This is a genomic window from Streptomyces sp. NPDC001816 (assembly GCF_042892235.1).
Taxonomy (GTDB): Bacteria; Actinomycetota; Actinomycetes; order Streptomycetales; family Streptomycetaceae; genus Streptomyces.
On sequence record NZ_JBIATY010000014.1, the window covers coordinates 159,776 to 183,266 of the forward strand.

26 protein-coding genes are annotated in these 23,491 nt (G+C 72.5%); 13 read left to right on the plus strand and 13 right to left on the minus strand.

All coding sequences use genetic code 11. The features are described from left to right. The first annotated feature begins 17 nt into the window (after positions 1-17). Genes ACFYZZ_RS37580 through ACFYZZ_RS37590 form a run of 3 tightly spaced genes read left to right on the plus strand, consistent with a single transcriptional unit; the run spans position 18 to position 2,924 of the window. The gene (locus ACFYZZ_RS37580) at positions 18-260 is read left to right on the plus strand and encodes a ferredoxin (protein ID WP_389186157.1); all 243 of its coding nucleotides are present in this window, start codon (positions 18-20) and stop codon (positions 258-260) included. Continuing rightward, the gene (locus ACFYZZ_RS37585; RefSeq protein ID WP_389186160.1) at positions 250-1,638 is read left to right on the plus strand and encodes an NAD(P)/FAD-dependent oxidoreductase; all 1,389 of its coding nucleotides are present in this window, start codon (positions 250-252) and stop codon (positions 1,636-1,638) included. The genes ACFYZZ_RS37580 and ACFYZZ_RS37585 overlap by 11 nt, the downstream gene beginning before the upstream one ends. Before the next feature lie 56 nt (positions 1,639-1,694). Further along, a complete protein-coding gene (locus ACFYZZ_RS37590) occupies positions 1,695-2,924 on the plus strand; it encodes a cytochrome P450 (protein ID WP_389186163.1) in 1,230 nt (409 codons plus the stop codon). Between the two features lie 18 nt (positions 2,925-2,942). Here the strand turns inward: ACFYZZ_RS37590 and ACFYZZ_RS37595 are convergent, their stop codons facing one another. Then, entirely contained in the window at positions 2,943-3,458 is a 516-nt protein-coding gene (locus ACFYZZ_RS37595; protein WP_389186166.1) for an immunity 21 family protein, read from the minus strand. Between the two features lie 23 nt (positions 3,459-3,481). Further along, entirely contained in the window at positions 3,482-3,946 is a 465-nt protein-coding gene (locus tag ACFYZZ_RS37600) for a rhodanese-like domain-containing protein (RefSeq protein ID WP_389186169.1), read from the minus strand. A gap of 94 nt (positions 3,947-4,040) precedes the next feature. On the opposite strand from ACFYZZ_RS37600, the gene ACFYZZ_RS37605 reads away from it, so the two are divergent. Next, positions 4,041-4,487 (plus strand): Lrp/AsnC family transcriptional regulator, encoded by a 447-nt coding sequence (locus tag ACFYZZ_RS37605; RefSeq protein WP_386579793.1) that lies wholly within the window; start codon positions 4,041-4,043, stop codon positions 4,485-4,487. Positions 4,488-4,490: 3 nt separating this feature from the next. On the opposite strand, the gene ACFYZZ_RS37610 is transcribed toward ACFYZZ_RS37605, so the two are convergent. Both ACFYZZ_RS37610 and ACFYZZ_RS37615 read right to left on the minus strand, forming a co-directional pair. Then, positions 4,491-7,481 carry an AAA family ATPase gene (locus tag ACFYZZ_RS37610; RefSeq protein WP_389186173.1) on the minus strand — a complete coding sequence of 997 codons (2,991 nt, stop codon included), beginning with the start codon at positions 7,479-7,481 and terminating at the stop codon, positions 4,491-4,493. Beyond that, the gene (locus ACFYZZ_RS37615; protein WP_389186176.1) at positions 7,478-8,641 is read right to left on the minus strand and encodes an exonuclease SbcCD subunit D; all 1,164 of its coding nucleotides are present in this window, start codon (positions 8,639-8,641) and stop codon (positions 7,478-7,480) included. Before ACFYZZ_RS37615 ends, ACFYZZ_RS37610 begins: the two co-directional genes overlap by 4 nt. Positions 8,642-8,898: 257 nt before the next feature. On the opposite strand from ACFYZZ_RS37615, the gene ACFYZZ_RS37620 reads away from it, so the two are divergent. Then, entirely contained in the window at positions 8,899-9,135 is a 237-nt protein-coding gene (locus ACFYZZ_RS37620) for a hypothetical protein (protein ID WP_389186179.1), read from the plus strand. Positions 9,136-9,141: 6 nt separating this feature from the next. On the opposite strand, the gene ACFYZZ_RS37625 is transcribed toward ACFYZZ_RS37620, so the two are convergent. Continuing rightward, entirely contained in the window at positions 9,142-9,762 is a 621-nt protein-coding gene (locus ACFYZZ_RS37625; protein ID WP_389186182.1) for a MerR family transcriptional regulator, read from the minus strand. 115 nt (positions 9,763-9,877) lie between these two features. Between ACFYZZ_RS37625 and ACFYZZ_RS37630 the strand changes: the two genes are divergently transcribed. After that, positions 9,878-10,276, plus strand: coding sequence for a DUF3291 domain-containing protein (locus ACFYZZ_RS37630; protein ID WP_389186185.1), 399 nt, complete (start codon positions 9,878-9,880; stop codon positions 10,274-10,276). Positions 10,277-10,418: 142 nt separating this feature from the next. Continuing rightward, complete coding sequence (locus ACFYZZ_RS37635; RefSeq protein WP_389186435.1) at positions 10,419-11,753, plus strand: MFS transporter; 1,335 nt, start codon at positions 10,419-10,421, stop codon at positions 11,751-11,753. A 48-nt stretch (positions 11,754-11,801) separates the two neighbouring features. Here ACFYZZ_RS37635 and ACFYZZ_RS37640 read toward each other — a convergent pair whose 3' ends face one another. From ACFYZZ_RS37640 to ACFYZZ_RS37650, 3 genes are all read right to left on the minus strand, one after another. Beyond that, positions 11,802-12,428: a YigZ family protein gene (locus tag ACFYZZ_RS37640; RefSeq protein WP_389186188.1), complete on the minus strand. Its 627-nt coding sequence runs from the start codon at positions 12,426-12,428 to the stop codon at positions 11,802-11,804. Positions 12,429-12,489: 61 nt separating this feature from the next. Beyond that, positions 12,490-13,038: a SixA phosphatase family protein gene (locus ACFYZZ_RS37645; protein WP_389186191.1), complete on the minus strand. Its 549-nt coding sequence runs from the start codon at positions 13,036-13,038 to the stop codon at positions 12,490-12,492. Continuing rightward, the gene (locus tag ACFYZZ_RS37650) at positions 13,035-13,934 is read right to left on the minus strand and encodes a hypothetical protein (protein WP_389186194.1); all 900 of its coding nucleotides are present in this window, start codon (positions 13,932-13,934) and stop codon (positions 13,035-13,037) included. The genes ACFYZZ_RS37645 and ACFYZZ_RS37650 overlap by 4 nt, the downstream gene beginning before the upstream one ends. A 142-nt stretch (positions 13,935-14,076) precedes the next feature. On the opposite strand from ACFYZZ_RS37650, the gene ACFYZZ_RS37655 reads away from it, so the two are divergent. The 3 genes from ACFYZZ_RS37655 to ACFYZZ_RS37665 all read left to right on the plus strand — a co-directional run bounded on the left by ACFYZZ_RS37655 (position 14,077) and on the right by ACFYZZ_RS37665 (position 17,624). Next, positions 14,077-14,484 (plus strand): CoA-binding protein, encoded by a 408-nt coding sequence (locus tag ACFYZZ_RS37655; protein ID WP_389186196.1) that lies wholly within the window; start codon positions 14,077-14,079, stop codon positions 14,482-14,484. A gap of 203 nt (positions 14,485-14,687) precedes the next feature. Further along, positions 14,688-16,325 (plus strand): APC family permease, encoded by a 1,638-nt coding sequence (locus tag ACFYZZ_RS37660; RefSeq protein ID WP_389186199.1) that lies wholly within the window; start codon positions 14,688-14,690, stop codon positions 16,323-16,325. A gap of 75 nt (positions 16,326-16,400) precedes the next feature. Next, positions 16,401-17,624, plus strand: coding sequence for a 4-hydroxybenzoate 3-monooxygenase (locus tag ACFYZZ_RS37665; protein ID WP_389186202.1), 1,224 nt, complete (start codon positions 16,401-16,403; stop codon positions 17,622-17,624). A gap of 9 nt (positions 17,625-17,633) precedes the next feature. On the opposite strand, the gene ACFYZZ_RS37670 is transcribed toward ACFYZZ_RS37665, so the two are convergent. Continuing rightward, entirely contained in the window at positions 17,634-18,035 is a 402-nt protein-coding gene (locus ACFYZZ_RS37670) for an ArsR/SmtB family transcription factor (protein ID WP_389186205.1), read from the minus strand. 79 nt (positions 18,036-18,114) lie between these two features. Between ACFYZZ_RS37670 and ACFYZZ_RS37675 the strand changes: the two genes are divergently transcribed. Continuing rightward, complete coding sequence (locus tag ACFYZZ_RS37675) at positions 18,115-19,251, plus strand: cation diffusion facilitator family transporter (RefSeq protein ID WP_389186208.1); 1,137 nt, start codon at positions 18,115-18,117, stop codon at positions 19,249-19,251. Positions 19,252-19,253: 2 nt separating this feature from the next. Here the strand turns inward: ACFYZZ_RS37675 and ACFYZZ_RS37680 are convergent, their stop codons facing one another. Beyond that, positions 19,254-19,811: a YbaK/EbsC family protein gene (locus ACFYZZ_RS37680; protein WP_389186211.1), complete on the minus strand. Its 558-nt coding sequence runs from the start codon at positions 19,809-19,811 to the stop codon at positions 19,254-19,256. Between the two features lie 43 nt (positions 19,812-19,854). Then, the gene (locus ACFYZZ_RS37685) at positions 19,855-20,427 is read right to left on the minus strand and encodes a helix-turn-helix domain-containing protein (RefSeq protein ID WP_386579772.1); all 573 of its coding nucleotides are present in this window, start codon (positions 20,425-20,427) and stop codon (positions 19,855-19,857) included. A 114-nt stretch (positions 20,428-20,541) separates the two neighbouring features. On the opposite strand from ACFYZZ_RS37685, the gene ACFYZZ_RS37690 reads away from it, so the two are divergent. After that, positions 20,542-21,399 carry an EamA family transporter gene (locus ACFYZZ_RS37690; RefSeq protein WP_389186215.1) on the plus strand — a complete coding sequence of 286 codons (858 nt, stop codon included), beginning with the start codon at positions 20,542-20,544 and terminating at the stop codon, positions 21,397-21,399. A gap of 1 nt (position 21,400) precedes the next feature. Here the strand turns inward: ACFYZZ_RS37690 and ACFYZZ_RS37695 are convergent, their stop codons facing one another. After that, the gene (locus ACFYZZ_RS37695) at positions 21,401-22,165 is read right to left on the minus strand and encodes an acyltransferase (RefSeq protein ID WP_389186218.1); all 765 of its coding nucleotides are present in this window, start codon (positions 22,163-22,165) and stop codon (positions 21,401-21,403) included. Positions 22,166-22,272: 107 nt separating this feature from the next. On the opposite strand from ACFYZZ_RS37695, the gene ACFYZZ_RS37700 reads away from it, so the two are divergent. Continuing rightward, positions 22,273-22,800, plus strand: a complete 528-nt coding sequence (locus ACFYZZ_RS37700; RefSeq protein WP_389186221.1) for a gamma carbonic anhydrase family protein — start codon at positions 22,273-22,275, stop codon at positions 22,798-22,800. Between the two features lie 6 nt (positions 22,801-22,806). On the opposite strand, the gene ACFYZZ_RS37705 is transcribed toward ACFYZZ_RS37700, so the two are convergent. After that, a complete protein-coding gene (locus ACFYZZ_RS37705; protein ID WP_389186223.1) occupies positions 22,807-23,451 on the minus strand; it encodes a DedA family protein in 645 nt (214 codons plus the stop codon). Positions 23,452-23,491 lie beyond the last annotated feature (40 nt).

Genomic DNA, 23,491 nt, shown 5'->3' on the forward strand with positions numbered 1-23,491 from the left:
TGAAGGACGGAGCGCCGATGAGGCTCGTCGTCGATCTCAACAAGTGTCAGGGGTACGCGCAGTGCGCGTTCCTCGCGCCCGACGTCTTCGCCATGCACGGCGAGGAGGCGCTGATCTACAACCCGCGGGCGCAGGAGGAACAGCGGGAGCGAGTGGCCCGTGCCGTCGCCGCGTGCCCGGTGCAGGCGATCACGGCCGACGGTCTCGACGGCACGGGTGACGACGCCGCGTCCGGCCGGGAGGCGTCCGATGGTCACTGATTACGTGGGCTGGCTCAGGCGCGAGGGCCGGATCGTGATCGTGGGCGCCTCGCTGGCCGGCCTGCGGGCCGCCGAGACGCTGCGTGCCGAGGGCTTCACCGGTGAACTCACCCTGATCGGTGACGAGCCGTACGATCCCTACGACCGGCCGCCGCTGTCCAAGAGCGTCCTGCTGGGCAAGGCGGACCCGCTCCACACCGAGTTGCCCCGGCGCCGCGAGATCGACGCGAAGTGGCGCCTCGGCGTCCCGGCGGCGGGCCTCGACATGACCGCGAAACGGGTGCGGCTGGCCGACGGGGACGAGGTCGAGTACGACCGCCTGCTGATCGCGACCGGTGTGCGCGCCCGGCCCTGGCCGAAGGAGTCGGAGGCGCAGCTGGACGGCGTCCTCCTGCTGCGGACCCGGAACGACGCGGCCGCCCTGTACCGGCGGCTGAAGGCCGGTCCGCGCCGGGTCCTCATCATCGGCGCCGGGTTCTCCGGGTCGGAGATCGCCTCGGCCTGCCGGGAGATGGGCCTCGCGGTCACCGTGGCGGAACGCGCGGGCGCGCCCCTGGCGGGAGCCCTCGGCGGGGTGATCGGCGCAGTGTCCGCCGAGCTGTACCACGAGAACGGTGTCGACCTGCGCACCGGTGTCATGGTCACCGGCCTGGAGGGCGACTCGGTGGGCCGGGTGAGGGCCGCCCATCTGTCCGACGAGAGCGTCGTCGAGACGGACCTCGTGGTCGTCTCGCTCGGCTCGACGCGCAACACCGAGTGGCTGACCGGGTCGGGGCTCGGCGCGGGACCCCGGGGCATCGCCTGTGACGCGGGCTGCCGCGCCTTCGACTTCCGGGGCATCGTCACCGACGACATCTTCGTCGCGGGCGACGTCGCCCGGTCCCCGCACGCGCTGTTCGGCTACCAGTTCCTCTCCCTGGAGCACTGGGGCAACGCCGTCGCACAGGCCGAGATCGCCGCGCACAACATGATCAGCCCCAGCAGCGACCGCCGCCCGCACCTGTGGGTGCCCGCCTTCTGGTCGTCGCAGTTCGGCGTGAACATCAAGTCCGTGGGCGTCCCGCCCATGGGCGAGCAGATCATGATCACGCAGGGCTCCCTGGCGGATCGCCGGTTCGTCGGCGTGTACGGCTACCAGGACCGCGTAATCGCCGCCGTGAGCTTCGACAACACCCGGTGGCTGGAGTTCTACCAGCGGGAGATCGAGCGAGGTGCGCCGTTCCCGGTGGAGTACCCGACGATGGACCGCCGCCCCGAGGGCCGCCAGCCGGTCCCGGCCGAGTTCCCCGACCCGTCGCTGCCGACCCACGGCCCGGGCGTGACCCTCAGCGGCTACTCACCGACCGACCGGCAGCTCGTCTTCACCCCGGCCCACTGACCCGGCGCCCGGACCCCGCTCCCCCTCCACGGACCTTCACGCCCCAAGGACTCCGCATGACGCACGCCTCGCTCCTGCGCCAGATCACCGACTTCGCGAACCGCGCCAACCCGTATCCGCTGTACGAGGAGCTCCGCAAGACCCCGGTGCTGCACGAGGAGGAGGACGGTCCGTACGTCATCAGCTCGTACTGGGACATCAAGAACCTGCTCCACGACCCGCGGATCAGCTCCGACGCCGCCAACGTCACCGCCCCGGGCGACGACGAGTTGTCCGGGCCGGAGGCGACGGGGCTGCCGCCGAGCTTCATCCGGCTCGACCCGCCGGAGCACGACCGGCTGCGGCGGATCGCCAACAGCTCCTTCGGTCCGCCGCACCGGCCCACCCGGGTCGACTCGATGCGCGGCGAACTCGCCCAGATCGTCACCGGCCTGATCGACGGGTTCGGGGACGCACGGCAGATCGACGTGGTCGACCAGTTCGCGTACCCCTTCCCGGTGACCGTGATCTGCCGGCTGCTGGGCGTGCCGCGCGAGGACGAACCCCGCTTCCGTTCCTGGGTGGACCCGATCGTCGCCGGCCTGGACCCCGACACCCGCACGAGCGCCGAGGCCATGAAGACCGCGCAGGAGGCCCGGCTGCAGCTCGGCATGTACCTGAACGGGCTGGTGGAGAAGCGCGCCAGGGAACCGCAGGACGACATGCTGTCCGACCTGGTGAACAGCCACGGTCCGGACGGCGCGATGACCGCGATGGAGGTGCTGAGCACGGCGGTGCTGCTGCTCATCGCCGGTCACGAGACGACCGTCAACCTGATCACCAACGGCATGCTCACGCTGCTGCGGTACCCGCAGCACCTCCAGCGGCTGCGTGACGACCCGGGCCTGGCCGTGAAGATCGTCGAGGAACTCCTGCGCTACGAACCGCCGGTGCAGCTCGTGCCGCAGCGCACCTGCATCACCGACATCGAGGTGCGCGGTGTCACCATCCCCAAAGGCTCGCGGATCTGGCTGGTCCTGGCCGCGGGCAACCGGGACCCGGAGCGCTTCCCCGATCCCGACCGGTTCGACCCGGACCGCGAGGACATCCAGCACCTCGGGTTCGGCAGCGGCATCCACAGCTGCTTCGGCGCTCCGCTGGCCCGGTTGGAGGCCCAGATCGCGCTGGCCGAACTGGCCCGGCGGCTCGACAACCCCCAGCTGGTCGAGGACCCGCCGCCCTACCGCCCGAACGCCGTGCTGCGCGGCCCGCGCCACCTCAACATCACCTTCGACGGCCTGCGGTGACGGCGGGCGCGCCCCGGCTCAGTCCACGAGCCGTCTGAGCTGGACCAGTCCGACCCAGGTCTCGGGGCCGGGCTGGGCGTAGGCCGCGCGCACCGCGTACGAGCCCGGTTGCAGCGGCACGCGCAGGTGCTCCCCGCCCTCCGCCGCGCCGCCCGGCCAGGCCGAGTCGAACAGCACCACCGGGCCGGGCACGTTCCAGCGGATCTCGTGTTCCCACACGGCCGCGTGGAGCGCGCCGGGGATCTGGGCCAGCAGCTCGCTCTCGGAGTTCGCGGCGGACCAGCGTACGAAGGTGCCGTGGTCGGGCAGGTACGAGGTGGAGGCGGGTTCGTCGCCGAAGACGAGGGCGGTGCTGTCGCCGACCGGGAGCAGCCCGACGTAGCCGTCGACCTCGCACGCGCGGTCGTAGTCCGTGGCCAGCTCCTCGCTGTCGGCGCCCGCCCAGAACGGCAGCACCGTCTCCGGTACGGCTATCAGCGGGCCACCGCCCGACTCCACCCACTCCAGTGCGCCTGGATCCGCGTATCGAGCCATGCGCAGAACCTACACGGCGGGCGTCAGCAGCCGCACTCGCCGTCCACGGGTGCCGTCAGTGGGTCGGCGTCCCGGCGCGCCGGCCCCTGCCAGGTCTCGTAGGCGAAGCCCTCCCGGGCCCAGTACTCGAAGCCGCCGAGCATCTCCTTGACCTGGTAGCCGAGTTCGGCCAGGGCGAGGGCGGCGCGGGTGGCGCCGTTGCAGCCGGGGCCCCAGCAGTACGTCACCACGGGCACGGACTTGTCGAGGAGCTGCTCGGCCTGCTCGGGGATGAGCGCGGTGGGCAGGTGGACCGCGCCGGGGACGTGCCCCTGGTCCCAGGACTCGGTCGAGCGGCAGTCGATCACGACGAAGCCGGGGTCGCCGTCGGCCGCGAGCGCAACGGCCACGTCGGAGACGTCGGCGTGGAAGGCGAGACTGGCGCGGAAGTAGGCGGCGGCCTCGGCGGGGGCGACCCGCAGGACGGGGCTCACGGAGTTGGTGATCATGGCCAGAAATCTATGGCGCTGGGCCGGGTCCCTGAAGTGGGGATCCCCGGGGTTCCCCTTGATCGGCCGGGGATTTCCCTGCTATCCATCCGGGATGACCGTGTATTCCCCGGACGCCACCGACTGGCGCATCCTCGAGGTCCTCCAGCGGGAGGGCCGGGCCAGCTACGCCGAACTGGCGCGCGCCGTCTCCATGTCGCCGAGCGCGGTCACCGAACGGGTGCGCCGGCTGGAGGAAGCCGGTGTCATCCAGGGGTACGCGGCGGTCGTGGACCCCGAGCGGCTCGGCCTGCCGATCCTCGCGTTCGTCCGGCTCCGCTACCCGAACGGCAATTACAAGCCCTTCCACGACCTGGTGGCGGCGACTCCGGAGATCCTCGAGGCCCACCACGTGACCGGCGACGACTGCTTCGTCATCAAGGTCGCCGCGCGGTCGATGCCGCATCTGGAGGAGATCTCCGGCCGGATCGGCGCGCTGGGTTCGGTGACCACGAGCGTGGTGTACTCCTCGCCCCTGCCCCGGCGTCCGCTCGGCCGCTGACCGTCACCCGCCCCGCTGCCGCAGCGACGACCCCGATCTGTCCTTGACGACCTCCAGCTGGGCGTGGATCCGGCGGCGCAGGTCGGCGACATGGCTGACGATGCCGACGCTGCGGTCGCGTTCACGCAGCGAGTCGAGGACGTCCAGGACCTCGTCCAGGGTCTGGTCGTCGAGGCTGCCGAAGCCCTCGTCGATGAAGAGGGTGTCCAGGCGGACGCCTCCGGCCTCGTCGGTGACGACGTCGGCGAGGCCCAGGGCGAGGGCGAGGGCGGCGAAGAAGGTCTCGCCGCCGGACAGGGTGGCGGTGTCCCGCTCACGGCCGGTCCAGGCGTCCACGACGTGCAGCCCGAGGCCGCTGCGGCCGCGTCCGGTGCGGTCGTCGGAGTGGACGAGGGTGTAGCGGCCGGACGACATGTGCTGCAGCCGTGCGGTCGCGGCGGCGGCAACCTGCTCCAGGCGGGCCGCCAGGACGTACGACTCCAGGCGCATCTTGCGTTCGTTGTCGGCGGACGTGCCCGCCGTGAGCGCGGCCAGGCGGGCCACCCGGTCGTACTCGGCGCGCAGCGGGGCGAGTGCCCGTACTCCCGCGGCGGCACGGGCGGAGAGGCGGTCCAGCTCGGTGCAGCAGCGGGCGGCCGCGTCCCGTGCGGAGGCGGCCGCGCGCAGCCGGCGTTCCGTCTCGGCCGCCGTCCGCTCCGCCTCGGCGAGGTCGGCGGGCGGCTGCTGCGCGGCAGCCGCGGTGTCGGCCTCGGCCAGCACGGCGCGTACGGCCGCCTCCTCCGACTGCCAGGCGTCCAGGCGGTGTTGCAGGTCGCGGTGGGCCACGTCGTCCAGCAGGGCGGCGGCCGCGGCCTGCGGGGTGTCGAAGCCGGCGCGGTAGGCGGCGTCGGCGAGGCGGGCGTCGGCGTCCTTGAGCCGCTGCGCGGCGTCCTGTGCGGCGCTCGCGGCGTGGGCGGCGTCGGTGAGCAGCGTCGCCTGCCGCTCCAGCTGTGCGGCGCGGTCGGCCACGCTGGTCGCGGCTCCGCGCGCCAGCGTCAACTCCTGCTCCAGGAGGGCGTGTTCACGTTCCAGGGTCTCGCGTCGGGTGAGCCGGGAGGCGGCCCGTACGGCGGCCTCCTGGCGGGCCTGAAGGCGCTGCTCGCGCTCGCGCTCGGCCCCCCGCAGCTCCTCCTGGGCGGCGTGCAGGGCGGAGGCGTCGCGGCGTGCGCGCGCGTAGTCCTGCTCCAGCCGGTCGGCCTCGGCGGCGAGCCGCGCGGTGGGGGTGTCGCCGGCCTCGGCGGTGGCGGCGGCCAGGGCCTCGCGTACGACGCCGAGGCGCCGTTCGTCCTCGGTGTGCTGTTCCTCGGCGTGCTGGTGGGCGGCCTGGGCGCGTTCCTCGGTCTCGCGGTCGACGTGTCCGGCGACCTTGCGGGCCGGGGCGGGGTGTGCGGTGGCTCCGCAGACGGCGCAGGGTTCGCCATCGGTGAGGTGCGCGGCCAGTTCGGCGGCGATGCCGGTCAGGCGCTGTTCCTTGAGGTCCAGCCAGTGGGTGCGGGCGTCCAGGGCGCGTTGTCCGGAGGCGAGGGCCCGGCGCTGTGCCTCCTCCAGGTCGGCGGCCAGCTCGTCCCGGGTCCGTGCGGCGTGCAGGCGCCGTCGTGCGGGTTCGCGCTGGACGGCGAGCTGTTCGGCGCGGGTGGCCGCCTCCTGCGCGGACTCGGTGCGGGACTGCAGGGCCGCGCGCGTGGCGTCCCACTCGGCGAGCCAGGCGTCGGCCTCGCGCAGCACGTCCTCGTCGGCACGCTCCTGCCGGTCCAACCCGGCCCGTTCCTCGGCCAGTTCGGCGAGCCGCCGTTCGGCGCGCCGGGCCGACTCGAGACCGCCCAGCTCTTCGGCGGCGCGGCGGGCGGCGGCCGTGAGGCCCGCGGGGCCGGCGTCGGCGTAGGAGCCGGGAAGCCTACGGCGTGCTCGTGCCTCGGCCTCGGCGGCCGCGCCGTGGTCCGTCTCGGCGGCCTCCCGCAGCTCCAGCGCGGGCGCCACCGCCTCCGCCTTGCGGGCGCGCGCCATGCGCTCCTGCGCCTCCCGGTGGGCGCCGGCCCGTTCCTGAAGGCGTTCGGCCCGCTGCCGGGCCTCGGCGAACCGGCCCTGCAGCCGGGCGAGTTCGCGTACGTCGTCCAGGGTGCGCTGCGCCGCGGCCCGGCCGGACTCGGCGGCGGCCAGCCGGCTGTGGGCGACGGTGAGGCGCTCCCGCACGGTGCTGCGGGCCACGGCCGCGGCACCGAGGACGGCCTCGGCCAGGCCGGGCTCGCCGGGGCTCAGCTCGGGCAGCTCCATCGCGTCGCCCGCCTCCTGCTGCATGCGGTGCGCGTCGGCGAGGAGCGCGGCGTCGCCCTCCCGTACCCGGGCCTCGGTCGTGCGCCGGCGCTCCGCGAGCCGCTTCTCGACGTCGGCGAAGCGCTGGGTGTCGAAGAGACGGCCGAGGAGGCGGCCGCGGGCCTCGGCGTCGGCGCGCAGGAAGCGGGCGAAGTCGCCCTGGGGCAGCAGGACGACCTGGCAGAACTGCTCGCGGCTCATGCCGAGCACCTGGGCGATCTCCTCGCCGATCTCCTGGTGGGAGCGGCTGAGGTCCTTCCAGGCGCGGGCTGTGGCGTCGTACTCACGCAGCCAGGTCTGGGCCTTGTCGACGGTGGTCCCCGTGCCGCGCAGCTTCTTCCGTTCCCACGGCGGCTGCCGGGTGATCTCCAACCGGCGTCCGGCGACGGTGAGTTCGAGGCGTACCTCGGTGCGGGTGCCGGGCTCGGCGTGGTCGCTGCGCAGGTGCATGCCCTGGCCGCTCTGCCGGGCGCCGGGCACGGAGCCGTAGAGCGCGTAGCAGACGGCGTCCAGGACGGAGGTCTTGCCCGCGCCGGTGGGGCCGTGCAGCAGGAAGAGCCCGGCGGCGGACAGCGCGTCGAAGTCGACGCTCTGGGAGCCGCCGAAGGGTCCGAAGGCGGTGATGTCGAGCCGGTGCAGCCTCACCGGGCCACCTCCCGGACCGCGTCGTCGGCGCGCACCGCGTCGAAGGCCTCGCCGAGCACGGCCGCCTCCTGTTCGTCGGGCCCGGCGCCGCGCACATGGGCCACGAAGTCCTGGGCGATCTGCTGGTCGCTGCGGCCGGCCAGGCGCCGGGCGTACGACACCTCGGGGTCGTCCGGGGCCCGTTCCGGGTCGAAGACCAGGCTGAGGGTGTGCGGGAAGCGCTCGGTGAGCCGGGCCATGGGCTCGGCGGGGCGGACCGGGTCGGTGAGGGTGGCCTCGACCCAGGCGTGCTCGTGGCGGGCGAGAGCGGGGTCGGCGAGGAGGTCGTCCAGGGCGCCCCGAATGCGGGCCAGCGGGCGCGGCACCGGGCAGTCGAGCCGCTCGGCGGTGACCGCGCCCTCGGCGTCCAGGTCGACGAGCCACATGCTCTTGCGGTGGTCGGCCTCGGAGAAGGAGTACGCGAGCGGGGAGCCGGAGTAGCGCACCCGCTCGGTGATCGTCTGGCAGCCGTGCAGATGGCCGAGCGCCACGTAGTCGACGCCGTCGAAGACCCCGGCGGGCACGGCGGCCACTCCGCCGACGGTGATGTCCCGCTCGCTGTCGCTGGCCTGGCCGCCGGTGACGAAGGCGTGGGCGAGGACGACGGAGCGGGTGCCCGGCGGGCGGCCGGCGAGGTCGGCTCGGACGCGGTCCATGGCGGCGCCGAGCACGGTCTCGTGGCCGGCCCTGTCCACCGCGAACTCGTCCTTCACCAGCGCCGGTTCGAGGTACGGCAGCCCGTAGAAGGCCACGTCGCCGTGGGCGTCGGCCAGCACGACCGGGGTGCCGGCGGCGGACGGCTCGGTGCGCAGATGGATGCCGGCGCGGTCGATGAGTCCGGCGCCGACACCGAGGCGGCGGGCCGAGTCGTGGTTGCCGGAGATCATCACCGTGGGCACGCCGAGGGCGGCGAGGCGGTGCAGGGCGTCGTCGAACAGCTCGACCGCGGCGAGCGGGGGTACCGCGCGGTCGTACACGTCCCCGGCCACGACCACCGCGTCCACCGCGTACTCGCGCACGGTGGTGACGAGGTGACCGATGAAGTCGGCCTGCGCTCCGAGCATGCTCACCCGGTGGAAGGCCCGGCCGAGATGCCAGTCGGACGTGTGCAGCACTCTCACGAAACCGCTCCGGCCCGCACGACTACCCCATCCACACCTCAAGGACCCACACGAACCCGGACAGGCTCGCGCACAGCACCCACCACGCTAATGCCTCGGCACACCTGATCCACCACGGACCTCGATGCGCGACCGGCAACTACGCCCGATACGCCCGGGAATCGCCTTGATGTGAACAAAAGTCGGCCACTGCACGACCAAACGGTTGTCGTGCGCGCCACGTACCGACCTCCGCATCCCGCCAGCCGTTCGGGCGGATGCCCCGGGCAATGGCCTCGGCGGCGGCGCGGGCGTGGGGCAGCAGGCGGACCGGCGACATGGCGCTGCGCGAGCTGCAGTCCGTGATCTACGACGCCAACGAGGGCGGCCGGGCCAAGCCGGCCGGGTCGTACCTCCACTCCAAGCAGCTGGGCCCGGACCTGATCGGGTCCCACGAGGCCGCGTTCTCGGCGGGGCCCCAGGCCGCGGCCGAGATCCTGCGCGAGCTGTCCTGACGCGTCTCAGTGCCCGGTGTGCCGCCGTGCCGACTCGTTCTCCTGGGCCATGCGCCTGAGCGCCAGCAGCGCGGGCTCCAGGAGGACGGTCAGCAGCAGCGCGTGCTCGGCCAGCTCCAACGGGTCCTCGATGCCGTCCAGTTGGTCGAGGTCGAGGACCGCGGTCCGCTCGGCGAGCCGGGCATAGGGCAGCAAGGCGTGCCAGTCCCGCGGGATGCCCAGCGAGCGCAGCGAGGCCAGGGTCTCGGCGAGCGCGGCGCGGGCGGGCGCCGACTCGTGCACATCCCATCCCAACTCCTCGACCAGTGCGTCGACTTCGGCCGCCTCGGGGGCCTGCTCGGCGGGCTCCTCGGCCAGCCGGATCGCGCCGAGGGCGAGGCCGAGGGTGCGGTGGGTGTCGCCGGTGTGCTGGTCCAGGGCTTCGAGGAGGTCCCGGGTGGTGCTGACGGACAGCCCGCGCACACCGGTCAGCGCGCGGATCAGACGGAGCCGGCGCAGGTGCTGCTCGTCGTACTCGGCCTGGGTCGCGGCGGTCTGCCGGCCGGCCGGGAGCAGGCCCTCACGGAGGTAGTACTTGATCGTCGTGACGGAGACGCCGCTGCGGCGGCTCAGCTCGGACATACGCATCGGATCGGCTCCGCTCTTGAAAACTGGATACCTCTACTGTCTAACATAGACAGTAGAGGTATCCAATTTTGGGTCCCTCCTCTCGCCCTGCCTCTGACCCGAAAAGGCCGCAGCCATGCCGACCCTGCCCTGGACCACCGTCAACAAGCCCGCGCCGGATGCCGAGGCGTTCGTCATGGCGTCCCGTCTGGAGGTCCGCTCCCTCAAGGACGTACCGCGCTTCTTCCTCAAGTCCCTGGTCGCCTGGCGGCAGGTCTCCGGCGCGCCCGGCGCCTACGGCGCCTCGCTGATCGCCGAACCCTTCAAGCGCACCTTCTGGACGCTCTCCGCCTGGCAGGACAGGGACGCGCTCTACACGTACGCACGGACCGAGCCGCACAAGTCGATCATGACCGGTCTGCGGCCCACGATGAAGCACTCGGTCTTCACGTTCTGGGAGGTCCCGGCGGCGGATCTGCCCATCGACTGGTCGGACGCCAAGCGGCGGCTGGCCGAGCAGCACACGAACGCCTGACCCCGCTCACCCCCATCAGGAGACCCCCGCCATGACGCTGTCCGAAGGAAACCCGGTCCTCGACGATCCGGTCGTCGCCGGCCCGGAGCGCACGGGTCGGCGCGTTCCGCTCTGGCTCGCGATCGTCGCCTGCAGCGTGCCGATGTTCATGGTCGCGCTCGACAACCTCGTCGTGTCGACGGCCCTGCACACCCTGGCCGTCGACCTGAAGGCCGACACCCAGGAACTCCAGTGGTTCGTCAACGCCTACGTCCTCAGCTTCGCGTGCCTGCTGATGACGGGGGCCGCGCTCGGTGACCGGTTCGGCCGCCGGCAGGTGTTCGTGCTCGGCATCATCGTGTTCACGCTGGCCTCCGCGGGCTGCGGTCTCGCCGACACCAGCGCCCAGCTGATCACCTTCCGCACGATCCAGGGCTTCGGCGCGGCGGCCGTGATGCCGCTGTCGCTGACCCTGCTGTCCCAGGCCGTGCCGGACCGGATGCGCGGGCTGGCGCTGGGCCTGTGGTCGGGGATCAGCGGCCTGGCCGTCGCGACGGGCCCGGTGGTCGGCGGTGCGGTGGTCGACGGGCTGGACTGGCGGTGGATCTTCTGGATCAACGTGCCGGTGGGCGTCGTCGCCGTCCCCCTCATCCTGCTGACGCTGCGCGAGAGCTCGCTGCCCGGGATCCGCCTCGACCTGGTCGGCATGCTGCTGGCCGCTGCCGGACTGTGCGCGGTGGTGTGGGGCATCGTGCACGGCGACACGGACGGCTGGCGTTCGGCGAAGGTGCTGGGTGCCTTCGCCGGGGGTGCGGTGCTGCTCGCCGTGTTCGTGCTCTGGGAGGCCAGGGCCGCGCAGCCGATGCTGCCCCTGTCCTTCTACCGGATACGGGCCTTCACGCTCACCAACATCGTCTCCGCGGCGATGTACTTCGGTGTCTTCGGCTCGCTGTTCCTGCTCGCCCAGTACCTGCAGATCGTGCCCCCGCGGACCCCGCTGGAGGCCGGTGTGCGCACCCTGGCCTGGACGCTGATGCCGATGTTCGTCGCCCCCGTCGCCGGTGTGCTCACGAACAAGGTCGGCGGCGGCCGGCTGATGGCGCTCGGCCTGTTCCTGCAGGGGGTGGGCCTCGGCTGGATCAACCTGGTCGCGGACACCGGCACCGCTTACTCGGCCATGGTCGGTCCGATGATCGTCGCGGGCATCGGCATGGGTTTCGTCTTCGCGCCCACGGCCGCGGTGGTGCTCGCCTCGGTCGCCAAGGAGCACGCCGGCAAGGCCTCCGGCGCGAACACCACGGTCCGGGAGATCGGCGGGGCGCTCGGCATCGCCGTCCTCAGCACGGTGTTCGTGGCGCACGGCAGCACCCGCAGCCCCCAGGAGTTCGTCGACGGCCTGCACCCCGCGGTGTGGGTCGGTGTCGCCGTGGTCCTGGTCGGTGCCCTGTGCGCGCTGGGCATTCCCCGCCCGCGGAGCACGGTCTCCGAGGAGGCGTGAACGTCTGAGAGGCGTGCGGTCCGGCCGACCCCTTTCGGGCACCGGACCTCACGCGTCTCCGTAGGCCTCGCCGCCCAGCTCGAACCCGGCCGAGCCCGCCGTCGCATCGGCCAGCCAGGCGCGGAAGGCGTCCACGTCGGCGTCCGGCAGGCCGATCTCGATGGTGACGGCCTCGCCGTAGTGGACGTCCCGGACCTCCCGCCCGGTGGCGCGCAGGTCGTTCTGGATCTTGCCGGCGCGCTGGTGGTCGACGGTGACCGTGGCCAGCCGGAAGCGGCGCCGGGTGAGTGCGCCGACCTCGTCCAGGGTCTCGCCGACCGCTCCGCCGTAGGCCCGGATGAGCCCGCCCGCGCCGAGCTTCACACCGCCGTAGTACCGGGTGACGACGGCGACGACGTACCGCATCTCGCGGCGCAGCAGCATCTGCAGCATGGGGACGCCGGCGGTGCCGCCCGGCTCGCCGTCGTCGCTGGCCTTCTGCACGGACGCGTCGGCGCCGATGACGTACGCCCAGCAGTTGTGGGTGGCGTCGGCGTGCTCCTTGCGGACGGCCGCGACGAACTCCTGGGCCTCCTGCTCGGTGGCCGCCGGGGCGAGGGCGCACAGGAAACGGGAACGGTTGATCTCGGTCTCGTGCACGCCGGCCCGGGCTACGGTGCGGTACTCGTCCTGCATTCCGTCAGCCTATGCGAGCGCCGGGCCGCCCTTGATCGCGGTGCGCGTCCGCCGGGCCCGGCTACTCCTTCTCCTTCCTGCCCCGCGGCACGATGAACGAGGTCAGCAGGGCGGTGCCCGGGGCCAGGGCCGGCCAGCCGGTGGCGCGCCAGGTCAGTACGGCGATCGCGGAGGTCGGAAACTTCGCCCGCACCTGTTCGAGCGTGTCCTCCAGTCCGTCCCCGGCCAGCTCCAATACCAGCTCCTCCATCCCGGGGTTGTGCCCGACCAGCAGCAGCGTCTCCACCTCGCGCGGCGCCTCGCGCGCGACCTCCAGCAGTTCCGGTACGTCCGCGCCGTACAGCCTGCGGTCGTAGCGCACCGGGGGCGGCGTGCCCCACTGGGCGGAGGCCAGTTCCCAGGTGCGGCGTGCACGTACGGCGGTGGAGCACAGGGCGAGGTCGGGCAGGCAGTCGGCCTCGGCGAGGGCGCGCCCGGCGGCCGGGGCGTCCCGCAGGCCGCGCGGGGCGAGCGGACGCCGGTGGTCCTCGACGCCCTCGGGCCAGGCGGACTTGGCGTGCCGCAGGACGACCAGCCGGCGCAGCGGGCCCGCGCCCGCACGCTCGATCACGCGAAGCTCCCGAGGTCACGGGCGAGGTCGAGGGCGAGCAGGCGGTCCGCGTACACATACGTCTCGAACCGGGCACCGTCGGGCAGCTCCGGCGCGCTCTCCACGTCCCGCAGCACGGCCAGCACCCCGGGCAGGTCCAGATCGTCCTCCCACGCGGCCCGCAGCCGCACCCGCACCGCATCGGGCACCGGCCGCGAAGGCTGCCGCGCCCAGCCGGCGACGGCCCGCCGCCAGCGGGCGAGGCTCTGCGCCGCCGCTCCGAGTCCGTCGGCGTCCAGCCGTACCGCCGTGTTCCGGGGGACGGAGAGAAGGGCGAGGCGCAGGGCGGTGGGATCGGAGAGGAGGGCCGGGAGGCCGAGAGGGGGCTGGTCACCTGACGAGCGGGGTGCGGGGGCCTCCCCGGCCGTGGTGGCGGTGTGGGGTGGCGCGTCCGAAGCGGTGTCCGAGCCGTGTCCGCCCGTACCCGCGCCATCGCGCGGCGATCCGCCCGACCCGCCGAGCTGCTCGTCGTCCCCCGGTTCCGCCGCCGTCCATACGGCCGGGGCGACCGTCAGCAGGGGGCCCTCACTCGGCATGGTCGCGGTGTCCTCGGCCACCACGTGGATCACCTGCGCCTCTCCCAGCCCGGACGCGAGGTCCCGGCCGTCCTCGAAGGGACGGATGGCGAGGTGCGTCGCGGCCGTGCGGAGTTCGGCGTGCCGGTGGGGTGCGGTGAGAATCGTCCAGACGGGGGTGCCGCCGAGTTCCAGGGCGCGGACCAGGACGTCGGCGGTGAGCAGTACCCGCAGGGCCGTCAGATCGAGGCCGGAGGCATACGCCTCGATGCGGGTCAGGCCACGCCGGGCGGGCGCGGCGGCGACGGGCTCACCGGTTCGGGCGTCGAGGATGCGCAGCACGGCCCGAGCGTAGGCGTGCGGAGGGCCGTACGCAGGCACCTTGCGCCGATTCCGGTCACCGTGGCGGGGTTCCGGGGGGAATCAGCACCTGATGGGCGCTGTTCTGCCCCGACGACAGTCACCGAAGCCCGAGGAGGCGGCCGTGTACGGCGACGAAGCGACGATCCGCAGGATTCTGACCGAGCTGGGCGACACCTGGGCGGTGGTCGGACTGTCCGCCAACCGGCGGCGGGCCGCGTACGGCGTGGCGCAGGTGCTGCAGCGCTACGGCAAGCGGATCGTGCCGGTGCACCCGAAGGCGGAGACGGTGCACGGCGAGCAGGGCTACGCCTCCCTCGCGGACATCCCCTTCGAGGTCGACGTCGTCGATGTCTTCGTCAACAGCGAACTGGCCGGAGCGGTCGCCGACGAGGCCGTCGCCAAGGGCGCGAAGGCGGTCTGGTTCCAGCTCGGCGTGGTGGACGAAGCCGCCCACGAGCGGGCCCGGACGGCCGGACTTGACATGGTCATGGACCGCTGTCCGGCGATCGAAATTCCCCTTCTGGGGTGACCTGTCTCACCTTCTTCTCACAATTCACCGCTGAATATTGACATTCGAGTCACCCCTTGACCTGTGTGAATGCCGGGACCAAGAGGGGCAAGATCCGAGGTCAAGAATTCACCAAGAGTCTTTTGGTAACGCAGAAACCCTCCCTACTGTGTGGCGCTGTTGTTCGTTAAGCCTGTGTTAAACGATCTGAGAGGCCACTTGACATGGTGAAAGTCGACCATGCAGCGCCCATAACCACGAAGGACCAGGGCGGTCTGCGCCGTGACGTCGGCCTGATCGGTCTGATGTGGGCCTCCGTGGGCTCCATCATCGGCTCCGGCTGGCTGTTCGGCGCCGAGAAGGCCGTCGTGGTCGCCGGCCCCGCGGCGATCATCTCGTGGGTGATCGGCGCGGTGGCCATCGGGCTGCTGGCCCTGGTGCACGCCGAGCTCGGCGGCATGTTCCCGGTGGCCGGTGGTACCGCCCGCTACCCGCACTACGCCTTCGGCGGCCTGGCCGGCATGTCGTTCGGCTGGTTCGCCTGGCTCCAGGCGGCCACCGTGGCACCGATCGAGGTCGAGGCCATGATCGGCTACGCCAAGCACTGGAGCTGGGCCGACGGGCTGCAGCGCGCGGACGGAACGCTCACCGCGAGCGGCATCGTCACCGCGGTCGTCCTCATGGCGGTCTTCGTCGCGGTCAACTTCCTCGGTGTCCGTGTCCTCGCCCACACCAACAGCGCCGCCACCTGGTGGAAGATCGCCGTCCCGCTCGCCGCGATCTTCGTCATCGCCATCGGCAACTTCCACCCGGGCAACTTCACCTCCGAGGGCTTCGCGCCCTTCGGTGCCAAGGGCGTCCTCGGTGCGATCAGCTCCAGCGGCATCATCTTCGCGCTGCTCGGCTTCGAGCAGGCGATCCAGCTGGCCGGCGAGAGCCGCAACCCGAAGCGTGACCTGCCCCGCGCGACCCTCGGTTCGGTCGCGATCGGCTCGGTCATCTACATCCTGCTCCAGGTCGTGTTCATCGTCGCGCTGCCGCACAGCTCCTTCGCGCACGGCTGGGCGAAGCTCGACTTCCCCGGCATCAGCGGCCCCTGGGCGGGTCTGGCCACGCTGGTGGGCCTCGGCTGGCTGAGCTTCGTGCTGTACGCCGACGCGATCATCTCCCCCGGCGGCACCGGCCTGATCTACACCACCGCCACCTCCCGCATCTCCTACGGCCTGGCCAAGAACGGCTACGCGCCGAAGGCGTTCGCCAAGACGGACAAGCGCGGTGTGCCGTGGTTCGGCCTCGTGGTCTCGTTCGTGACCGGTGTGATCTGCTTCCTGCCGTTCCCCAGCTGGCAGGAGCTGGTCAGCTTCATCACCTCGGCGAGCGTCCTGATGTACGCGGGTGCGCCGCTGGCCTACGGCGTCTTCGCCGACCGTCTGCCGCACCACGAGCGCCCGTACCGCCTGCCGTTCGGCAAGTTCGTCGCGCCGCTGTCGTTCGTGGTCGCCAACCTGATCATCTTCTGGTCCGGCTGGGACACCCTGTGGCGGCTCGGCGCCGCGATCCTGATCGGCTACGTGCTGCTCGGTTCCTACGCCTGGTACGCGATCCGCAAGAACCTGCCCGACGCGCCCCGGCTGGACTTCAAGGCCGCGCAGTGGCTGCCCGGCTACCTGGCCGGCCTCGGTGTGATCTCCTACCTGAGCACCTTCGGCGGCAACGGCACCATCCCGCTGTACTGGGACATCGCGGTGGTCGCGGTGTTCTCCCTGGCCATCTACTACTGGGCCAAGGCCACCGCCTCGAAGCCCGAGGCGATCGAGCGCAGCATCGAGGAGGTCGTGGTCACCGACGCTCCGGCGCACTGACCCCGCACCTCACCCGGTGTCCCGTCAGCCTCGGCAACTCCGCCGCGGCTGACGGGACACCGTCATAATGCCGGGGTGACGCACCCCTCCCCCCACCCCGACTCCGCGCCCGGGGAACGCCGTACGGTCGTCGTCGTGGGCGCCGGGCCCGCCGGGCTCACCGTCGGCACGATCCTGCGGGACGCCTCCGTCGACTGTGTGGTCCTGGAGACCGAGAGCAGGCAGTTCATCGAGACCCGGCCGAGAGCCGGCGTGATCGAGGAATGGGCGGTACGCGAACTCGCGCGGCGCGGCCTGGCGGCGAACCTGCTGGAGCGCGCCCAGGTGCACGACACCTGCGAGTTCCGCTTCGACGGCGAACGGTTCCGGTTCTCCTACGGCGACCTCACGGGCCACCACCACTACGTCTACCCCCAGCCGTTGCTGGTGACGGACCTGGTGCGGGAGTACGCCGACGTACGCGGCGGCGACATCCGCTTCGGTGTGCGCGACGTACAACTGCACGACCTGGACTCGGACCGGCCCGCTGTGTCGTACCGGGACCCGGAGACCGGTGAACGGCGGCTGCTGCGCTGCGAGTTCGTCGCGGGCTGCGACGGCGCGCGCGGGGTGACCCGGGACGCGATGCCCCCGGAGGGGACACGGATCGCCCGGCAGGACGACGGCATCGGCTGGCTGGCACTGCTCGCCGAGGCCCCGCCCTCCTCCGACTGCGTCCTGTTCGGCGTCCACCCGAACGGCTTCGCCGGGCACATGGCCCGCAGCCCCGAGGTCACCCGCTACTACCTGCAGTGCCCGCCCGGCGACGATCCCGGGAACTGGCCGCACGAGCGGGTCTGGGCCGAGCTGCGCACCCGGCTCGGCGCGGCCGGTGCGCCGCCGCTGACCGAGGGCCGGCTGATCGAGAAACGCGTGCTGGACATGCACCACTACGTCGTCGAACCCCTCGTCCACGGACGGCTGTTGCTGGCCGGAGACGCCGGTCATCTCACGGCGCCGATCGCCGCCAAGGGCATGAACCTCGCCCTGCACGACGCGTTCCTGCTCGGCGACGCGCTGGTCGGGCACCTCACCCGGGGCGACAGGAGCGGCCTGGACGGCTACTCGAAGGCGTCCTTGCGGCGGGTGTGGGACTACCAGGAGTTCTCGCAGTGGCTGTCGGACATCTACCACGGGGTCTCCTCGGGCGATCCCTTCCGGGCCGGCACCACGATCGCCCGGCTGCGCCGCCTGTTCACCTCGCCCACCGCCGCGGCGGCCTTCGCCGAGCAGTACCTGGGCTCGGCCGCAGTGTTCTGAGCGGGGGCTCTACCCGAGCGGCTCGGCGCCCTGTTGTGGTGAGCCGCTCGACTCCGTAGCGGTGACCCGTTCGGCGAGGCGGTGGTCGGCCACCTTCAGCGCCTCGTCGGCCAGGCGGCGCAGATGACCGTCGCGCAGCGCGTAGACCACGCGGCGGCCCTCCTTGCGGGTGCCCACCAGGCCCGCGAGGCGCAGCCGGGCCAGGTGCTGGCTGACGGCGGGACGGGCGGCGCCGCATGCCTCGGTGAGGGTGGTGACGTCGGCCTCGCCGGCCGTCAGGGCGTGCAGCAGGGTGAGGCGGGTGCGGTCACCGAGCAGGGCGAGGAGTTCGGCGGCCACCGCGAACTGCTCGTCGCCCGGGGTGCGCGGCTGCGCATGGTGCGCAGGTGATAGGTGCATGCGTGCGCTCATACGCACATAATGGCTCCGTGGGCTGCGCGCGTCCATTCCCAGCCGCGCGTCCGTTCCCACCCACCGGAAGGGGATCCACGTGAGCGACCGGCACACGCACGAGCACGGGCACGGTCAGCAGCCCCATGGCCAACCCCACGAGCATGGCCACCCCCACGACCATGGGCATCACGACGACCGTGGCCATCACCACGACCGTGGTCACGGCCACGCTCACCCCCACCCCTCCCCCGGCCTGCGCCACCGCCTCGCCCATCTCCTCACCCCGCACTCGCACGAGACCGCCGACAAGCTCGATCCGGCCCTGGAGTCCTCGGCGCGGGGCATGCGCGCGCTGTGGGTGTCGCTGGGCGTGCTCGGGACGACCGCGCTGGCGCAGGCCGTGGTGGTGGCCCTCTCCGGTTCGGTGGCGCTGCTCGGGGACACCGTGCACAACGCGGCAGACGCGCTGACGGCCGTACCGCTGGGCATCGCCTTCGTGCTGGGGCGGCGGGCGGCGACCCGACGGTTCACCTACGGCTACGGGCGCGCCGAGGATCTCGCTGGGCTCGCGATCGTGCTGACCATCGCCGCCTCCGCCGCGTTCACGGCCTGGGCGGCCGTCGGGCGGCTGCTCGACCCGCGCCCGGTGGCGCATCTGCCGGCCGTCGCGGTGGCCGCGCTGGTCGGGTTCGTGGGCAACGAGTGGGTGGCCCGGTACCGGATCCGGGTGGGCCGGGAGATCGGCTCGGCCGCGCTGGTGGCCGACGGGCTGCACGCGCGGACGGACGGATTCACCTCACTTGCCGTGCTGCTCGGCGCCGGCGGGTCGGCCCTCGGCTGGCACCTGGCCGACCCGATCGTGGGACTGGCGATCACCGCCGCGATCGCGCTGGTGCTGCGGGACGCGGCGCGGGAGGTGTTCCGGCGGGTGATGGACGCCGTCGACCCGGCGCTGGTGGACCGGGCCGAGCGGGCGGTGCGTGCGGTGCCGGGCGTGCGCGAGGTGGGCGAGCTGCGGCTGCGGTGGATCGGGCACCGGCTGCGGGCCGAGCTGGCGGTCGTGGTGGACGGCGAGGCGTCGGTCCGCAAGGCACACGCGATCGCCGTCGAGGCCGAACACGCCCTGCTGCACGCCGTACCGAGGCTCACGGCCGCCCTGGTGCACGCCGACCCGGCACCGGTGCCGGGCGAGACGGACCCGCATCTGGCCCTGGCCCATCACCTGACGGCCTGACCTCAGACAGTCCCCAGCCCCTCGAGCACCACGGCGCCGGGCAGCTCGGCGAGCGCCTTGCCCGGGACCAGCAGCTTGCCGCGGCGGCGTCCGCTGCCGACCAGGACGTAGGGCAGGTCGACGACGGCGGCGTCCACCAACACCGGCCAGTCGGCGGGCAGTCCGACCGGGGTGATGCCGCCGTACTCCATGCCGGTCTCGCCGGTCGCGGTGTCCATCGCGGCGAACGACGCCTTGCGGGCGCCGAGTTGGCGGCGCACCACGCCGTTCACGTCGACCCGGGTGGTGGAGAGGACCAGACACGCCGCGAGGGTGGTCTCGCCGCCCCGCTTGCCCGCGACCACCACGCAGTTCGCCGACCGCTCCAGCAGGTCGCGGCCGTAGTGCTCGACGAAGACGGCCGTGTCGGCCCAGCGCGGGTCGGTCTCGACGTAGAGGATCCGGTCGGCGGGGACGCTGCCCTGCCAGTGGCGTACGGCGTCGGCGACGGGGGCGGTCAGTTCGTCCAGGCAGTCGGGGGCGGGGGTGGCGGTGTCGAAGTCTCCGATGGGTGCGCGCATGGCCGCACGCTAGCAAGGCCCGCCCGCCCGCCGTACCGGCATCTCAGTGCACGGGCGGCACCGAGACCGCCATGACCATCTCCATCGGCACGTCGCCGGTGTTGCCGTACACATGCGGGAGGTCGGCCTCGAAGGAGGCGCTCGCGCCGGTCGGGACGCGGTACTCCTCGCCGTCCACGGTGAGCGTCAGCTCACCCGCGGTGACATGGACCAGTTCGACCGTGCCGCCGGGGTGCGGTTCGGAGGGACTGCGCTCACCCGGCATCAGCCGCCAGTCCCACATCTCCAGCGGCCCGGGCGCCTCGGTGCCGGCGAGGAGCCGGTTGTAGCTGCCGGCGTCGGTGTGCCACAGCCGTACGGCCCGCTCGGCGGGGACGATGCGGACCTTCGGGCCCTGCTCGTAGTCGAGGAGGGTGGTGATGCTGACACCGAGCGCGTCGCCGATCTTGACGACGGTGCCGATGCTCGGGTTGGTGCGGGCCTGCTCGATCTGGATGAGCATGCCGCGACTGACACCGGCCCGGGCGGCGAGCACGTCCAGGGTGAAGCCGCGCACCGCGCGCCAGTGCTTGACGTTGCGCGCCAGGGACTGGGTCAGGAGTTCGAGGTCCGACACATTCCGTCCAAAGGGTCACGGTTGGGGATTCAATATTTTGGATGACAGAGTTCACTGAACCGAACTACGGTGGGATGCACCCGCTCGTTCACCAAACTGTACTGCGAGGCATCAGTGACAGCGTTCTTCGCCCTGACCACCAGCCTCCTGTGGGGCCTGGCCGACTTCGGTGGCGGGCTGCTGACACGACGCACGCCCGCGCTGACGGTGGTGGTCGCCTCCCAGGCGATCGCGGCGGTGGTGCTGGGCGCGATCGCGCTCGCGACCGGCGGCTGGACCGAGGCCGGGCCACGGCTGTGGTTCGCGGTCGCGGCCGGCCTGGCCGGGCCGTTGGCCGTGTTCGCCTTCTACAAGGCGCTCGCCCTGGGCCCGATGGGCGTGGTCTCCCCGCTGGCCACGCTCAGTGTGGCCGTCCCGGTCGGGGTGGGCCTGATCCTCGGCGAACGCCCGGGGGCCCTCCAGGTCGCGGGCATCGCGGTCGCCGTCACCGGCGTGGTCCTCGCGGGCGGCCCCCAGCTGGGCGGAGCGCCCGTGCAGCGGCTGACGATCCTGCTGACGCTGGTCGCGGCGCTGGGCTTCGGCACGGTGTTCGCCCTGATCACGGAGGCCTCGACCAACGTCACAGGCCTCTTCCTCTCCCTCTTCGTGCAGCGCGTGACGAGCGTCGCCGCGGGCGGCGCGGCCCTGTACGCATCGGTCCGGCGGGGCAACCCCGCCCTGCCGGAGGGCGGCCTGCCCGGCGCCTCGCTGCCCGCGCTGGCCTTCGTCGGCCTAGCGGACGTGGCGGCCAACGGCACCTACGCGGTCGCCGCCCAGCACGGCCCGGTCACCGTGGCGGCGGTGCTCGCCTCCCTCTACCCGGTGGTCACCGCGCTGGCCGCCCGCGGCTTCCTCAGCGAACGGCTGCGCGCGATCCAGGCCGCCGGAGCGGGGCTCGCCCTACTCGGGACGCTGCTGCTGGCGACCGGCTGAGTCAGCCGTCGGCCTCCAGACGGGCCAGCCGTTCCACGCCCTCCTCGTCGAGGTCGGCCAGCGCGCGCAGCTGCTCCGGTGTGACTCCCTCCGGGAGCGGCACCGGCGCGGGGGTCCGCAGGGGCGGCTGCCAGCCGTCCTCGGGTGTCCAGCGCCGTACGACCCGGGCGGGCGCCCCTGCCACCACGGCATGGTCGGGCACGGTCCCGCGCACCACGGCGCCGGCCGCCACAACCACGTTCCGGCCGATCCGGGCCCCCGGCAGGATCACCGCGCCGGTGCCGATCCAGCAGCCCGGTCCGATCTCCACCGGCTCCATCCGCGGCCACTGTCTGCCGATGGGCTCGTGCGGGTCGTCGTAGGAGTGGTTGGTGGAGGTGACGTAGACGTACGGCCCGAAGTAGCAGTCGCGGCCGATCGTGACCGTGGTGTCGGCGATGACGTGGCTGCCCCGGCCGAGGACGACTCCGTCGCCGATGCGCAGGATCGGGTCGGGGCCGAGATCCAGGTCCGGCATCAGGCCGGCGGTGAGGGTGACCTGCTCGCCGATGATGCAGTGGGATCCGAGGTGGATCCAGGGGTCGCCGAAGACCGTTCCGAGCGGGAAGGCCAGCCGGGTGGCTTCGCCGATCGAGCCGAAGCGGAGGCGGCCGGGGTTCTCGGCGGTCACCGATCCCGTGCGCTGGACCCACGCCCAGCCGGCGTGGACGGCGCGCTGCGCTGCGCGGGCTCGCCAGGATGAGAACGTGTTCTTGCGCTTCGGCACGGGGTCACGTTACTCAGCGGTTGCCATCGGCGAGAGGGCGGGCTGCTGTGATCTTTGCCCTACTCCATGTCGTACCGTGCGTCGTACCAGGACATGAGGAGACGGTGATGACGCAGCAAGCGCTGATCGTGGGTTTCGGGGGCAAGGAGCCTCAGGTCGATCCGGGGGCGTTCGTGGCGCCTACGGCCTCTGTGATCGGGGACGTGACGCTGCATACGGGGGCCAGTGTCTGGTACGGGGCGGTGGTGCGAGGTGATGTCGAGACGATCACCGTGGGGGCGGACGCGAATGTGCAGGACAACGTCACGCTGCATGCGGATCCCGGGTTTCCGGTGAGCGTCGGGGAGCGGGTTTCCATCGGGCACAACGCGGTGGTGCACGGCGCGACCGTGGAGGACGACTGTCTCATCGGGATGGGGGCGACCGTCCTGAACGGGGCCTTGATCGGGGCGGGGTCGCTTGTTGCCGCTCAGGCGTTGGTGCCGCAGGGGATGGTGGTGCCGCCGGGGTCTCTGGTGGCGGGGGTGCCGGCGAAGGTGCGGCGGGAGTTGTCCGAGGAGGAGCGGCAGGGGGTCACGCTCAACGGGACCATGTATGCGGAGTTGGCCAAGGCGCATCGTGATGTGCACCAGTAGGGACTTCTAGTCGCCGGCGCTTACAGGTTCTGCTTCTCGCTGTTCCGACTGGACCTTCTTCGCCCTGCGCTTGATGATCAGCATCGACGTCAGGCCGATCAGGACCGCTGCTGCCAGGCCCAGGTACGAGAAGCGCTTCAGCCAGTCCTCGGCCACCACGCCCACGTAGTAGATGACCGCCGTGGTGCCGCCCGCCCAGCAGATGCCGCCGAGGACGTTGGCGGTCAGGAACTTCCAGTACGGCATGTGGAGGACGCCCGCGAGGGGCCCGGCGAAGATGCGCAGGAGGGCGACGAAGCGGCCGAAGAAGACGGCCCACATGCCCCACTTCTCGAAGGAGCGCTCCGCGGTGGCGACGTGGCCCTCGCTGAAGTGTCTCGGGAACTTCTTCCCCAGCCAGGCCAGCATGGGGCGTCCGCCCTTGCGGCCGATCGCGTAGCCGATGGAGTCGCCCACGACGGCACCGGCGGTCGCGCACGCGCCGAGGACGATCGGGTTGATGCCGGAGTGCTGGGAGGACATGAGGGCCGCCGAGACCAGGACGATCTCGCCCGGCAGCGGGATGCCCAGGCTCTCCACGCCGATCACCAGGGCCACCACCGCGTAGACGGCGACCGGGGGCACCGAGTCGAGCCATTCCTGGACGTGCACCGCCGGGTCCTCCCGTGTCGCCTTCCCTGCCTGTCGGGGC

Excerpts from the sequence above, each read along its gene's own strand:
- ACFYZZ_RS37585 (WP_389186160.1), top strand. The coding sequence starts at position 250 with ATGGTCACTGATTACGTGGGCTGGCTCAGGCGCGAGGGCCGGATCGTG.
- ACFYZZ_RS37580 (WP_389186157.1), top strand. The coding sequence starts at position 18 with ATGAGGCTCGTCGTCGATCTCAACAAGTGTCAGGGGTACGCGCAGTGC.
- ACFYZZ_RS37595 (WP_389186166.1), bottom strand. The coding sequence starts at position 3,458 with ATGGCTCGATACGCGGATCCAGGCGCACTGGAGTGGGTGGAGTCGGGC.
- ACFYZZ_RS37635 (WP_389186435.1), top strand. The coding sequence starts at position 10,419 with ATGTTCATGGTCGCGCTCGACAACCTCGTCGTGTCGACGGCCCTGCAC.
- ACFYZZ_RS37600 (WP_389186169.1), bottom strand. The coding sequence starts at position 3,946 with ATGATCACCAACTCCGTGAGCCCCGTCCTGCGGGTCGCCCCCGCCGAG.
- ACFYZZ_RS37625 (WP_389186182.1), bottom strand. The coding sequence starts at position 9,762 with ATGCGTATGTCCGAGCTGAGCCGCCGCAGCGGCGTCTCCGTCACGACG.
- ACFYZZ_RS37620 (WP_389186179.1), top strand. The coding sequence starts at position 8,899 with ATGCCCCGGGCAATGGCCTCGGCGGCGGCGCGGGCGTGGGGCAGCAGG.
- ACFYZZ_RS37660 (WP_389186199.1), top strand. The coding sequence starts at position 14,688 with ATGGTGAAAGTCGACCATGCAGCGCCCATAACCACGAAGGACCAGGGC.
- ACFYZZ_RS37670 (WP_389186205.1), bottom strand. The coding sequence starts at position 18,035 with ATGAGCGCACGCATGCACCTATCACCTGCGCACCATGCGCAGCCGCGC.
- ACFYZZ_RS37605 (WP_386579793.1), top strand. The coding sequence starts at position 4,041 with ATGACCGTGTATTCCCCGGACGCCACCGACTGGCGCATCCTCGAGGTC.
- ACFYZZ_RS37630 (WP_389186185.1), top strand. The coding sequence starts at position 9,878 with ATGCCGACCCTGCCCTGGACCACCGTCAACAAGCCCGCGCCGGATGCC.
- ACFYZZ_RS37680 (WP_389186211.1), bottom strand. The coding sequence starts at position 19,811 with ATGCGCGCACCCATCGGAGACTTCGACACCGCCACCCCCGCCCCCGAC.
- ACFYZZ_RS37700 (WP_389186221.1), top strand. The coding sequence starts at position 22,273 with ATGACGCAGCAAGCGCTGATCGTGGGTTTCGGGGGCAAGGAGCCTCAG.
- ACFYZZ_RS37640 (WP_389186188.1), bottom strand. The coding sequence starts at position 12,428 with ATGCAGGACGAGTACCGCACCGTAGCCCGGGCCGGCGTGCACGAGACC.
- ACFYZZ_RS37590 (WP_389186163.1), top strand. The coding sequence starts at position 1,695 with ATGACGCACGCCTCGCTCCTGCGCCAGATCACCGACTTCGCGAACCGC.